Origin of the sequence: Tepidibacter aestuarii, assembly GCF_934924865.1 — a bacterium.
Classification (GTDB): domain Bacteria; phylum Bacillota; class Clostridia; order Peptostreptococcales; family Peptostreptococcaceae; genus Tepidibacter_A; species Tepidibacter_A aestuarii.
Genome location: NZ_OW235315.1, coordinates 3,500,716 through 3,514,985 on the forward strand (window position 1 = coordinate 3,500,716; position 14,270 = coordinate 3,514,985).

Here is a 14,270-nt window from a genome sequence, read left to right on the forward strand (position 1 = left end):
AAGTACTAAAGTACGTCGCCAACGAATTAAAAATTCCGTTGCTCAAAGTACTAATTTTGAGGAATAAACCCTCAAAATTAAACAGTAGGTTATTTCTCCTTAGAAAGGAGGTGATCCAGCCGCACCTTCCGATACGGCTACCTTGTTACGACTTCACCCCAGTCATTGATTTCACCTTCGGCAGATTCCTCCTTGCGGTTGGATATCTGACTTCGGGCGCCCCCAACTTCCGTGGTGTGACGGGCGGTGTGTACAAGACCCGGGAACGCATTCACCGCGACATTCTGATTCGCGATTACTAGTAACTCCAGCTTCATGCAGGCGAGTTTCAGCCTGCAATCCGAACTGAGACTAGCTTTAAGAGATTAGCTTGACCTCGCGGTTTCGCAACTCTCTGTACTAGCCATTGTAGCACGTGTGTAGCCCTAAGCATAAGGGGCATGATGATTTGACGTCATCCCCACCTTCCTCCGAGTTATCCTCGGCAGTCTCTCTAGAGTGCCCATCCGAAATGCTGGCAACTAAAGATAAGGGTTGCGCTCGTTGCGGGACTTAACCCAACATCTCACGACACGAGCTGACGACAACCATGCACCACCTGTCACCTCAGTCCCCGAAGGGAAAACTTCGATTAAGAAGCGGTCTGAGGGATGTCAAGCTTAGGTAAGGTTCTTCGCGTTGCTTCGAATTAAACCACATGCTCCGCTACTTGTGCGGGTCCCCGTCAATTCCTTTGAGTTTCACTCTTGCGAGCGTACTCCCCAGGCGGAGTGCTTAATGCGTTAGCTGCGGCACCGAGGGGGTAACCCCCGACACCTAGCACTCATCGTTTACGGCGTGGACTACCAGGGTATCTAATCCTGTTCGCTCCCCACGCTTTCGTGCCTCAGCGTCAGTTACAGTCCAGAGAGCCGCCTTCGCAACTGGTATTCCTCCTAATATCTACGCATTTCACCGCTACACTAGGAATTCTACTCTCCTCTCCTGCACTCAAGCCCTGCAGTTTCAAAAGCTTACTACGGTTGAGCCGTAGCCTTTCACTTCTGACTTACAAGGCCGCCTACGCACCCTTTACGCCCAGTAATTCCGGATAACGCTTGCCCCCTACGTATTACCGCGGCTGCTGGCACGTAGTTAGCCGGGGCTTCCTCCTAAGGTACCGTCATTATCTTCCCTTAGGACAGAGCTTTACGACCCGAAGGCCTTCATCGCTCACGCGGCGTTGCTGCATCAGGGTTTCCCCCATTGTGCAATATTCCCCACTGCTGCCTCCCGTAGGAGTCTGGACCGTGTCTCAGTTCCAGTGTGGCCGATCACCCTCTCAGGTCGGCTACCCATCGTCGCCTTGGTAAGCTTTTACCTCACCAACTAGCTAATGGGACGCGGGTCCATCCTATACCGCTAACGCTTTGACATTTCTAAGATGCCTTAAAAATGTGTTATCTCGTATTAGCATATCTTTCGATATGTTATCCGTGTGTATAGGGCAGGTTACCCACACGTTACTCACCCGTCCGCCGCTAAGATTAAAAAGCAAGCTTTTTAATCTCCGCTCGACTTGCATGTGTTAGGCACGCCGCCAGCGTTCATCCTGAGCCAGGATCAAACTCTTAAATAAAAGTTTGTCAGTACTCAGTAAACTGACTTTATGTGTTGTTTCCGAAAATCACTGATGTGATTTATTTATAACCTACTGTTTAATTTTCAAAGTTCATTTTGTGTTTCGTGTTTGCCTCGTTGTTGAGGACAAGTAATAATATATCACCTTTGAACCATTTCGTCAATACTTTTTTAAAAGTTTTTTATTTAAGATTAATTGATAAAATTTTTTAATAAAATTGCTTATCTGAAAGGTAAAAGTTCTAGAATTCTATATGAAATTAGATTTATATTGAATGCTTATACTTCAATTTTATGAAGCAGTGATTTTTATTCAATATAACATATTAAGAATATATGATTTTTCCCCAACATTATCCACAAGCTAGTGTTAGATGAATAAAGGAATAAAAAAAGAGAAATATATTTATAAGATGTTCTTATATAAAAAATTCATAAAAATAATACAAGATCATTTTTAATTCAACTACTAAAGAATATACCTAATACAATGACATAAAGTTCTAGATTTTAGGAGGATAGTATTAATGTATAAATCAAATGAAATAGAAGTAATTTTATGGAGTATAGCTATTCCAGGATTTGGTCAGATTTTAAATAAAAAATACATTAAAGGGATTCTATTAATTACCTCAGAGTTTTTAATTAATATGAATTCGCATCTAAATACAGCTATTATTTCAAGTTTTTATGGAGAAATATCGACTTCAATCAATCAAATAAATTATCAATGGTTGATGTTTTATCCTTGTATTTATATGTTTGCTATATGGGATGCATATAAAGATTCTGTAAAAAAGCCTCAGTCTTTCTCATTCTTTTCATATGTTTTAGGTGCATATTTTGGAACAGTAGGAGTAATTTACTCGAAAACTTTTAGATTTATGGGAATATTAATTGGTCCTATTTGGCTTCCATTAGTTTTTATACTTATTGGATTAGTAATGGGTTCTATCATTAAGAAAGCTCTTATTTTTTATTTGAATAAAAAGGGGGGGTAATGCAATGCACATAGAACAATTACTTCAGTATGGATCAATGGTTATATCAATATTTTTACTTATATTAAAACGAAAAGGAATGAAAAAATTTATACCTGTAGGATTATTTGCTTGTTTTTATGCAAATGTTATATGTCATATCGCCTGTCATGTGAATTGGTGGGATTATTCATCGCAATTTACGGAACTTCCTGTTAACTGTATGGTATCTCCTGTAATGGCAATGTTTTGGGTAAGATATTCACCTTCTACATTAAAAAGACAAATCATATGGACTTTTTTATTTACGAGTCTATTAACAGTTTTTGAATTTATTATCGAGCGCTATACAGATATAATCAACTACCACAATGGATATGATTGGTACTATACATGGATTCTTTGGTTTCTTAGTTGGTTTATTTGGTCGAAATTCCATAGATGGTTTTACTCATCTCATCAAAATTAGTTAATTTTATACTCCATTCATAATATCTACAAGTTGAAATTTATATAATTTCCTGTAGCATAAAATAGAGGGTACTAATTGATTAGTCCCTCTTTTTATAATAGTTAATTTCGTTAATTGTATTCTATTAATCATTTTTTTTAGTTTTTAATGTTGAATAAATAGCAGTGCTCAAAATAATAATTCCACCTAAAATTTCTCTTAGAGACGGAATTTCTCTCAATAATATTACAGTAGCAATTATACCATACACTGGCTCAAGACTTGCAATAATACTTGCTGTTTGAGCTTTTACATTTTTTAATCCATTAATAAATAAAGTATGTGATACACCTGTGAAAACAACACCTAATACAATAAGAAGTATTATGTTCTTAGAGTCAAAATCAAGTTTCATTGTAAAAATAAATGGTAGTAATACCATTGTAGCAACAAAACACTGATAAAATGATATTACCAAACTCTTATACTTGCTTACATACTTTTTATTCATAACTGAAAGTATAGCAAATGAGAATCCAGATAATATACCCCACAATACACCTTGAGTCATACTGTTTTCAAATTCAAAATTTGGTATTACAAAAGCAACGCCAGAAAACGTAATAACTGCTATAAAAATATCTTTAATATAGATCTTGTCTTTAAAAAAAATAGGCTCTATAAAAGCAACAAAGACAGGAAATGTAGAAAACATCAATAATCCTATTGCTACAGTTGATAGTTGTATCGATAAGAAAAACGCAACCCAATGAAAAGCTAAAATTGACCCCAGCATAATGAAGTAAAAATATTCTTTTCTCTCATCTAACTTAATACTTTCCTTTTGAAAGAATAGCAAAGTAATCAAAAATCCCGAAGCAAATAGAACCCTTCCAAAAACAATTATTATTGATGGAAGAGATATAAGTTTTCCGAACAATCCTGCAAGTCCGAAAAATAAAACCGCGATATGAATTTCTATAAGACTTTTATTTTTTAAATCCATAACTCTAGATATATTTTTTAAACTCATTAGTATAACCCCCTCAATTTAAGACAAAAGCCTGTCTAATGTAAATTTAAATTAAAGGGTATTATATTTTTTTATATTAGGCAGGCTTTTGCTATTTAGCAAAGCACATTAACTTGTCTATCGATAAATTTCAATTATAAATCTAGATTTATGGGATTATATATAAGTTTGTACTTTTCAAAAAAATCTCCCCCTTGGAAAAACTAAAATATTTATAAATAAATTCAAGATAATTTTATCATATTTTCTTTTCTTTGACAAACAAATAACAAATAGATTTATATTGCAACTATATTTTTAATTTTTAGATGCTTCTATATCTTTTTATGTATTTATATAAAAATCTTAATATAAGAATGTATTTTTGAGCAAACTAAATTAATAACTTTGAATCTTATCAGTAATTTGGAGGAATACACATTGAATAAAGAAACTTTTTCTAATATACAGGGGATTTCTAGTATTGTACTTTTTATGTCAGGAACTTCCTCAATAGTAACACTTGCTTTAGAGGCTAAACAAGATATATGGTTAGCTACAATATTGTCTTTATCTATGGCAATTATTATAGCATTTATATTAATTCGTCTACATTCTATTTTTCAGGAAAAGAATTTATTTGATATGCTTGAAATTTGTTTTGGAAAATTTATTGGGAAGGGAATTATCCTATTATATATTTGGTTTATATTTCATGAAGGAGCACAAGTTTTAATGAATACTAGTCAGTTTATTACATTTACATCGTTTTCTAAAACTCCTGAAATTATATCTAGAATACTCTTTTTATTTGTGTGCACTTGGGCTGCTAAAGAAGGAATTGAAGTAATATGCAGGTTGTCTAATTTTCTCTTATTTATATTTATTGCTTCCGTACTTATTGTAGTATTATTATTGATTCCCAAAATGGATATAAATAATCTTGAACCTGTTCTGAATAACGGAGTAAAACCAATTATGCAAGGTGCTTTTGCATCATTTTCATTTCCTTTTGGAGAAATCGTAATTCTTACTATGTTTTTTTCTAACTTTAAAACAAAAGAATCTCCCTTTAGAATTTATATTTTGGGTTTGCTTGTTAGCGGAATAATAGTATTAACACTTTCTTTAGCTACTGTTTTGACTTTAGGCCCCGACGAAGCTTCAAATACATTCTTTCCTACATATATAACTGTTGCAAGGATTAATATAGCTTTCATCCAGAGAACAGAAATAATATCAGCTCTTATATTTGTATTAGGAGGATTTATTAAGTTGAGTATAATTTTAGTAGCTATCTGTAAAGGAATTATTAGAGTATTTAATTTTACTAATTATCCATTTCTAGTAACTCCTATTTCTATCCTTATGATTAATCTTTCTTTTTTTCTACATGGTAGTAGAATGGATTTAATTAAATGGAACGAAGAAATATTTCCATATTATGCTTTACCATTTGAGGTAATTTTTCCTATACTTCTGTTTGCTATTGCTGAAATACAGAAGAGAAAATTAACTAATAAGTCATCTTAGATTCTTTTAGTAAAGTTAAGCTATATACTGTTAAAACATATAAAAAACTTCTTATGTTCCAGTCTAGGCGGGTTTAAGAAGTTTTAGTATATATGATAAGGCATAATATTTAGTTCTATAAAAGAATGCATAAAAAAAGATTACGTGGCTACGTCCTACTCTCCCAGGGGGCTGCCCCCCAAGTACCATCGGCGCTAAGGAGCTTAACTTCTGTGTTCGGAATGGGAACAGGTGTATCCTCCTTGCTATAATAACCACATAATCTTTTAGTTTTAAGTATTAAGATTAATACTTTCAAAATTGACCAGATTTAAAATTTGGTTAAGTCCTCGATCTATTAGTATTCATCAGCTGAACTCATTACTGAGCTTACACCTTGAACCTATCAACCAGGTAGTCTTCCTGGGATCTTACTCATAAAGATGGGAAATCTTATCTTGAGGTTGGCTTCGCGCTTAGATGCTTTCAGCGCTTATCCATTCCATACATAGCTACCCAGCTATGCCACTGGCGTGACAACTGGTGCACCAGAGGTATGTCCATCCCGGTCCTCTCGTACTAAGGACAGCTCCTCTCAAATTTCCTACGCCTGCGACGGATAGGGACCGAACTGTCTCACGACGTTCTGAACCCAGCTCGCGTACCACTTTAATGGGCGAACAGCCCAACCCTTGGGACCTACTACAGCCCCAGGATGTGATGAGCCGACATCGAGGTGCCAAACCTCCCCGTCGATGTGGACTCTTGGGGGAGATAAGCCTGTTATCCCCAGGGTAGCTTTTATCCGTTGAGCGATGGCCCTTCCACGCGGAACCACCGGATCACTAAGCCCGACTTTCGTCCTTGCTCGACCTGTATGTCTTGCAATCAAGCTCCCTTTTGCCTTTGCACTCTTCGCACGATTTCCGACCGTGCTGAGGGAACCTTTGGGCGCCTCCGTTACATTTTGGGAGGCGACCGCCCCAGTCAAACTGTCCACCTGACAGTGTCCCAAGACCAGATTCATGGTCTATGGTTAGAATCTCAATATTACAAGGGTGGTATCCCAAGGATGACTCCACGAAAACTGGCGTTCTCGTATCTCAGTCTCCCACCTATCCTGTACATGTAATATCGAAATCCAATGCCAGGCTACAGTAAAGCTCCATGGGGTCTTTCCGTCCTGTCGCAGGTATCCGGCATCTTCACCGGAATTACAATTTCACCGAGTCTTTTGTTGAGACAGTGCCCAAATCGTTACGCCTTTCGTGCGGGTCGGAACTTACCCGACAAGGAATTTCGCTACCTTAGGACCGTTATAGTTACGGCCGCCGTTTACTGGGGCTTAAGTTTATGTTTTTGGTAAACAGTCGCTTGGGCCTATTCTCTGCGGCCTCTTCGGGCATACACCCTAATGAGGCACCCCTTATCCCTAAGTTACGGGGTCATTTTGCCGAGTTCCTTAACAAAAGTTCTCTCGCTAGCCTTAGAATTCTCTTCTCACCCACCTGTGTCGGTTTGCGGTACGGGTACCTTTAATCTCAGTAGAGGCTTTTCTTGGCAGCATGAAATCGACTACTTCGCTACTTAAATTTCGCTCCCCATCACACCTCAGGATTGCACCGACGGATTTGCCTATCAATGCTCCCTTAATGCTTGGACCTACATATCCAATAGTAGGATAGCCTATCCTTCTGCGTCACCCCATTCTTCAAACGATTATCGGTAGTACAGGAATCTCAACCTGTTGTCCATCACCTACGCCTTTCGGCCTCGGCTTAGGTCCCGACTAACCCTGAGCGGACGAACCTTCCTCAGGAAACCTTGGGTTTTCGGCCCGTAGGATTCTCACCTACGTCTCGCTACTCATGCCAACATTCTCTCTTCACTGCAGTCCACTAGTCCTTCCGGTCTAGCTTCAACCCGCAGTGAATGCTCCCCTACCCATTGACAAAGTCAATGCCGTAGCTTCGGTAGTAAGTTTTAGCCCCGATAATTTTCGGCGCAGGATCACTCGACCAGTGAGCTATTACGCACTCTTTGAATGAATGGCTGCTTCTAAGCCAACATCCTGGTTGTCTGTGCAATCCCACATCCTTTACCACTTAACTTACATTTAGGGACCTTAGCTGACGGTCTGGGCTGTTTCCCTCTCGACTATGAATCTTATCACCCACAGTCTGACTCCCAAGCAAAAGATAAAGGCATTCGGAGTTTGATAGTCTTCGGTAACCCACAGGGCCCCTAGGACATTCAGTGCTCTACCTCCTCATCTCTAAGCTTGAGGCTAGCCCTAAAGCTATTTCGGGGAGAACCAGCTATCTCCGAGCTCGATTGGAATTTCACCTCTACCCACAGCTCATCCCCGCACTTTTCAACGTGCGTGGGTTCGGACCTCCACGAAATTTTACTTTCGCTTCATCCTGGCCATGGGTAGGTCGCTCGGTTTCGGGTCTACGACAAGTAACTGAATCGCCCAGTTAAGACTCGCTTTCGCTACGGCTCCAGACCCTAAGTCCTTAACCTTGCTACTTATCGTAACTCGTTGGCCCGTTCTACAAAAAGTACGCGGTCACACTAAAAATGTGCTCCCACAGCTTGTAGGCATAGGGTTTCAGGTTCTATTTCACTCCCCTTCCGGGGTTCTTTTCACCTTTCCCTCACGGTACTATACGCTATCGGTCACCAAGAAGTATTTAGCCTTGGGGGGTGGTCCCCCCAGCTTCCCACAGGGTTTCACGTGTCCCGTGGTACTCTGGAGTATGCTCGAAAGTCTTCTTGTTTAATCTACAGGACTATTACCTTCTATGGTGGGTCTTTCCAAACCTCTTCGACTACAATACCTCTTTCTTGTGAGCATATCCGCAACCCCTATGAAGAAAACTTCATAGGTTTGGGCTCTTCCCCTTTCGCTCGCCGCTACTTAGGGAATCGATTTTTCTTTCTCTTCCTCGAGGTACTTAGATGTTTCAGTTCCCTCGGTTCCCCTCCTTAGACTATGTATTCATCTAAGGATACCTAGACATTACTCTAGGTGGGTTTCCCCATTCGGAAATCTCCGGATCAAAGATTGCTTGCATCTCCCCGAAGCTTATCGCAGCTTACCACGTCCTTCATCGGCTCTTGGTGCCAAGGCATCCGCCCTACGCCCTTAATAACTTAACCTAAATTTATTTAAATCTGTTCAATTTTCAAAGTACTAAAGTACGTCGCCAACGAATTAAAAATTCCGTTGCTCAAAGTACTAATTTTGAGGAATAAACCCTCAAAATTAAACAGTAGGTTATTTCTCCTTAGAAAGGAGGTGATCCAGCCGCACCTTCCGATACGGCTACCTTGTTACGACTTCACCCCAGTCATTGATTTCACCTTCGGCAGATTCCTCCTTGCGGTTGGATATCTGACTTCGGGCGCCCCCAACTTCCGTGGTGTGACGGGCGGTGTGTACAAGACCCGGGAACGCATTCACCGCGACATTCTGATTCGCGATTACTAGTAACTCCAGCTTCATGCAGGCGAGTTTCAGCCTGCAATCCGAACTGAGACTAGCTTTAAGAGATTAGCTTGACCTCGCGGTTTCGCAACTCTCTGTACTAGCCATTGTAGCACGTGTGTAGCCCTAAGCATAAGGGGCATGATGATTTGACGTCATCCCCACCTTCCTCCGAGTTATCCTCGGCAGTCTCTCTAGAGTGCCCATCCGAAATGCTGGCAACTAAAGATAAGGGTTGCGCTCGTTGCGGGACTTAACCCAACATCTCACGACACGAGCTGACGACAACCATGCACCACCTGTCACCTCAGTCCCCGAAGGGAAAACTTCGATTAAGAAGCGGTCTGAGGGATGTCAAGCTTAGGTAAGGTTCTTCGCGTTGCTTCGAATTAAACCACATGCTCCGCTACTTGTGCGGGTCCCCGTCAATTCCTTTGAGTTTCACTCTTGCGAGCGTACTCCCCAGGCGGAGTGCTTAATGCGTTAGCTGCGGCACCGAGGGGGTAACCCCCGACACCTAGCACTCATCGTTTACGGCGTGGACTACCAGGGTATCTAATCCTGTTCGCTCCCCACGCTTTCGTGCCTCAGCGTCAGTTACAGTCCAGAGAGCCGCCTTCGCAACTGGTATTCCTCCTAATATCTACGCATTTCACCGCTACACTAGGAATTCTACTCTCCTCTCCTGCACTCAAGCCCTGCAGTTTCAAAAGCTTACTACGGTTGAGCCGTAGCCTTTCACTTCTGACTTACAAGGCCGCCTACGCACCCTTTACGCCCAGTAATTCCGGATAACGCTTGCCCCCTACGTATTACCGCGGCTGCTGGCACGTAGTTAGCCGGGGCTTCCTCCTAAGGTACCGTCATTATCTTCCCTTAGGACAGAGCTTTACGACCCGAAGGCCTTCATCGCTCACGCGGCGTTGCTGCATCAGGGTTTCCCCCGAACCACCGGATCACTAAGCCCGACTTTCGTCCTTGCTCGACCTGTATGTCTTGCAATCAAGCTCCCTTTTGCCTTTGCACTCTTCGCACGATTTCCGACCGTGCTGAGGGGTCCACCTGACAGTGTCCCAAGACCAGATTCATGGTCTATGGTTAGAATCTCAATATTACAAGGGTGGTATCCCAAGGATGACTCCACGAAAACTGGCGTTCTCGTATCTCAGTCTCCCACCTATCCTGTACATGTAATATCGAAATCCAATGCCAGGCTACAGTAAAGCTCCATGGGGTCTTTCCGTCCTGTCGCAGGTATCCGGCATCTTCACCGGAATTACAATTTCACCGAGTCTTTTGTTGAGACAGTGCCCAAATCGTTACGCCTTTCGTGCGGGTCGGAACTTACCCGACAAGGAATTTCGCTACCTTAGGACCGTTATAGTTACGGCCGCCGTTTACTGGGGCTTAAGTTCAATGCTTCGACTAATGTCTAACACATCCCCTTAACCTTCCAGCACCGGGCAGGCGTCAGCTCCTATACATCGTCTTTCGACTTAGCAGAAACCTATGTTTTTGGTAAACAGTCGCTTGGGCCTATTCTCTGCGGCCTCTTCGGGCATACACCCTAATGAGGCACCCCTTATCCCTAAGTTACGGGGTCATTTTGCCGAGTTCCTTAACAAAAGTTCTCTCGCTAGCCTTAGAATTCTCTTCTCACCCACCTGTGTCGGTTTGCGGTACGGGTACCTTTAATCTCAGTAGAGGCTTTTCTTGGCAGCATGAAATCGACTACTTCGCTACTTAAATTTCGCTCCCCATCACACCTCAGGATTGCACCGACGGATTTGCCTATCAATGCTCCCTTAATGCTTGGACCTACATATCCAATAGTAGGATAGCCTATCCTTCTGCGTCACCCCATTCTTCAAACGATTATCGGTAGTACAGGAATCTCAACCTGTTGTCCATCACCTACGCCTTTCGGCCTCGGCTTAGGTCCCGACTAACCCTGAGCGGACGAACCTTCCTCAGGAAACCTTGGGTTTTCGGCCCGTAGGATTCTCACCTACGTCTCGCTACTCATGCCAACATTCTCTCTTCACTGCAGTCCACTAGTCCTTCCGGTCTAGCTTCAACCCGCAGTGAATGCTCCCCTACCCATTGACAAAGTCAATGCCGTAGCTTCGGTAGTAAGTTTTAGCCCCGATAATTTTCGGCGCAGGATCACTCGACCAGTGAGCTATTACGCACTCTTTGAATGAATGGCTGCTTCTAAGCCAACATCCTGGTTGTCTGTGCAATCCCACATCCTTTACCACTTAACTTACATTTAGGGACCTTAGCTGACGGTCTGGGCTGTTTCCCTCTCGACTATGAATCTTATCACCCACAGTCTGACTCCCAAGCAAAAGATAAAGGCATTCGGAGTTTGATAGTCTTCGGTAACCCACAGGGCCCCTAGGACATTCAGTGCTCTACCTCCTCATCTCTAAGCTTGAGGCTAGCCCTAAAGCTATTTCGGGGAGAACCAGCTATCTCCGAGCTCGATTGGAATTTCACCTCTACCCACAGCTCATCCCCGCACTTTTCAACGTGCGTGGGTTCGGACCTCCACGAAATTTTACTTTCGCTTCATCCTGGCCATGGGTAGGTCGCTCGGTTTCGGGTCTACGACAAGTAACTGAATCGCCCAGTTAAGACTCGCTTTCGCTACGGCTCCAGACCCTAAGTCCTTAACCTTGCTACTTATCGTAACTCGTTGGCCCGTTCTACAAAAGTACGCGGTCACACTAAAAATGTGCTCCCACAGCTTGTAGGCATAGGGTTTCAGGTTCTATTTCACTCCCCTTCCGGGGTTCTTTTCACCTTTCCCTCACGGTACTATACGCTATCGGTCACCAAGAAGTATTTAGCCTTGGGGGTGGTCCCCCCAGCTTCCCACAGGGTTTCACGTGTCCCGTGGTACTCTGGAGTATGCTCGAAAGTCTTCTTGTTTAATCTACAGGACTATTACCTTCTATGGTGGGTCTTTCCAAACCTCTTCGACTACAATACCTCTTTCTTGTGAGCATATCCGCAACCCCTATGAAGAAAACTTCATAGGTTTGGGCTCTTCCCCTTTCGCTCGCCGCTACTTAGGGAATCGATTTTTCTTTCTCTTCCTCGAGGTACTTAGATGTTTCAGTTCCCTCGGTTCCCCTCCTTAGACTATGTATTCATCTAAGGATACCTAGACATTACTCTAGGTGGGTTTCCCCATTCGGAAATCTCCGGATCAAAGATTGCTTGCATCTCCCCGAAGCTTATCGCAGCTTACCACGTCCTTCATCGGCTCTTGGTGCCAAGGCATCCGCCCTACGCCCTTAATAACTTAACCTAAATTTATTTAAATCTGTTCAATTTTCAAAGTACTAAAGTACGTCGCCAACGAATTAAAAATTCCGTTGCTCAAAGTACTAATTTTGAGGAATAAACCCTCAAAATTAAACAGTAGGTTATTTCTCCTTAGAAAGGAGGTGATCCAGCCGCACCTTCCGATACGGCTACCTTGTTACGACTTCACCCCAGTCATTGATTTCACCTTCGGCAGATTCCTCCTTACGGTTGGATATCTGACTTCGGGCGCCCCCAACTTCCGTGGTGTGACGGGCGGTGTGTACAAGACCCGGGAACGCATTCACCGCGACATTCTGATTCGCGATTACTAGTAACTCCAGCTTCATGCAGGCGAGTTTCAGCCTGCAATCCGAACTGAGACTAGCTTTAAGAGATTAGCTTGACCTCGCGGTTTCGCAACTCTCTGTACTAGCCATTGTAGCACGTGTGTAGCCCTAAGCATAAGGGGCATGATGATTTGACGTCATCCCCACCTTCCTCCGAGTTATCCTCGGCAGTCTCTCTAGAGTGCCCATCCGAAATGCTGGCAACTAAAGATAAGGGTTGCGCTCGTTGCGGGACTTAACCCAACATCTCACGACACGAGCTGACGACAACCATGCACCACCTGTCACCTCAGTCCCCGAAGGGAAAACTTCGATTAAGAAGCGGTCTGAGGGATGTCAAGCTTAGGTAAGGTTCTTCGCGTTGCTTCGAATTAAACCACATGCTCCGCTACTTGTGCGGGTCCCCGTCAATTCCTTTGAGTTTCACTCTTGCGAGCGTACTCCCCAGGCGGAGTGCTTAATGCGTTAGCTGCGGCACCGAGGGGGGTAACCCCCGACACCTAGCACTCATCGTTTACGGCGTGGACTACCAGGGTATCTAATCCTGTTCGCTCCCCACGCTTTCGTGCCTCAGCGTCAGTTACAGTCCAGAGAGCCGCCTTCGCAACTGGTATTCCTCCTAATATCTACGCATTTCACCGCTACACTAGGAATTCTACTCTCCTCTCCTGCACTCAAGCCCTGCAGTTTCAAAAGCTTACTACGGTTGAGCCGTAGCCTTTCACTTCTGACTTACAAGGCCGCCTACGCACCCTTTACGCCCAGTAATTCCGGATAACGCTTGCCCCCTACGTATTACCGCGGCTGCTGGCACGTAGTTAGCCGGGGCTTCCTCCTAAGGTACCGTCATTATCTTCCCTTAGGACAGAGCTTTACGACCCGAAGGCCTTCATCGCTCACGCGGCGTTGCTGCATCAGGGTTTCCCCCATTGTGCAATATTCCCCACTGCTGCCTCCCGTAGGAGTCTGGACCGTGTCTCAGTTCCAGTGTGGCCGATCACCCTCTCAGGTCGGCTACCCATCGTCGCCTTGGTAAGCTTTTACCTCACCAACTAGCTAATGGGACGCGGGTCCATCCTATACCGCTAACGCTTTGACATTTCTAAGATGCCTTAAAAATGTATTATCTCGTATTAGCATATCTTTCGATATGTTATCCGTGTGTATAGGGCAGGTTACCCACGCGTTACTCACCCGTCCGCCGCTAAGATTAAAAAGCAAGCTTTTTAATCTCCGCTCGACTTGCATGTGTTAGGCACGCCGCCAGCGTTCATCCTGAGCCAGGATCAAACTCTTAAATAAAAGTTTGTCAGTACTCAGTAAACTGACTTTATGTGTTGTTTCCGAAAATCACTGATGTGATTTATTTATAACCTACTGTTTAATTTTCAAAGTTCATTTTTAATTTATCTGCGACCGTGCCGCCTATGAATAATAATATATCATTTATAACTTCATATGTCAACACTTTTCTACATTTTTCTTAAATTTGTATTAAATGTTAGGTTTTCAAAGTTTATAGTTAAGTACTTTGTTT

At 42.9% G+C, this 14,270-nt stretch carries 4 protein-coding genes, 5 rRNA genes and 1 other annotated feature; of the genes, 3 read left to right on the top strand and 6 right to left on the bottom strand.

Features of this window, described 5'->3' with window-relative positions:
• Positions 1-103 precede the first annotated feature (103 nt).
• Positions 104-1,618: ribosomal RNA gene (locus M2214_RS17280) — 16S ribosomal RNA — on the bottom strand.
• Between the two features lie 529 nt (positions 1,619-2,147).
• On the opposite strand from M2214_RS17280, the gene M2214_RS17285 reads away from it, so the two are divergent.
• Both M2214_RS17285 and M2214_RS17290 read left to right on the top strand, forming a co-directional pair.
• Entirely contained in the window at positions 2,148-2,621 is a 474-nt protein-coding gene (locus M2214_RS17285) for a hypothetical protein (protein WP_248481188.1), read from the top strand.
• Positions 2,622-2,625: 4 nt separating this feature from the next.
• Complete coding sequence (locus M2214_RS17290) at positions 2,626-3,069, top strand: CBO0543 family protein (RefSeq protein WP_248481189.1); 444 nt, start codon at positions 2,626-2,628, stop codon at positions 3,067-3,069.
• Between the two features lie 127 nt (positions 3,070-3,196).
• On the opposite strand, the gene M2214_RS17295 is transcribed toward M2214_RS17290, so the two are convergent.
• Positions 3,197-4,084: a DMT family transporter gene (locus tag M2214_RS17295; protein ID WP_248481190.1), complete on the bottom strand. Its 888-nt coding sequence runs from the start codon at positions 4,082-4,084 to the stop codon at positions 3,197-3,199.
• Between the two features lie 420 nt (positions 4,085-4,504).
• On the opposite strand from M2214_RS17295, the gene M2214_RS17300 reads away from it, so the two are divergent.
• Positions 4,505-5,596: a GerAB/ArcD/ProY family transporter gene (locus M2214_RS17300; RefSeq protein WP_248481191.1), complete on the top strand. Its 1,092-nt coding sequence runs from the start codon at positions 4,505-4,507 to the stop codon at positions 5,594-5,596.
• A 142-nt stretch (positions 5,597-5,738) separates the two neighbouring features.
• On the opposite strand, the gene rrf is transcribed toward M2214_RS17300, so the two are convergent.
• The 4 genes from rrf to M2214_RS17320 form a co-directional block, all read right to left on the bottom strand.
• A 5S ribosomal RNA gene (rrf, locus tag M2214_RS17305) occupies positions 5,739-5,855 on the bottom strand.
• A gap of 58 nt (positions 5,856-5,913) precedes the next feature.
• Positions 5,914-8,740 (bottom strand): 23S ribosomal RNA (locus M2214_RS17310).
• A gap of 132 nt (positions 8,741-8,872) precedes the next feature.
• Positions 8,873-10,302, bottom strand: a sequence feature (most likely nonfunctional fraction of RNA operon).
• Positions 10,303-10,347: 45 nt separating this feature from the next.
• Positions 10,348-12,373: ribosomal RNA gene (locus M2214_RS17315) — 23S ribosomal RNA — on the bottom strand.
• A 146-nt stretch (positions 12,374-12,519) separates the two neighbouring features.
• A 16S ribosomal RNA gene (locus tag M2214_RS17320) occupies positions 12,520-14,035 on the bottom strand.
• Together the 16S, 23S and 5S rRNA genes form the textbook arrangement of a ribosomal RNA operon.
• Positions 14,036-14,270: the final 235 nt, after the last annotated feature.

Coding starts and splice junctions, on each gene's coding strand:
- M2214_RS17285 (WP_248481188.1), top strand. CDS start 2,148: ATGTATAAATCAAATGAAATAGAAGTAATTTTATGGAGTATAGCTATT.
- M2214_RS17290 (WP_248481189.1), top strand. CDS start 2,626: ATGCACATAGAACAATTACTTCAGTATGGATCAATGGTTATATCAATA.
- M2214_RS17295 (WP_248481190.1), bottom strand. CDS start 4,084: ATGAGTTTAAAAAATATATCTAGAGTTATGGATTTAAAAAATAAAAGT.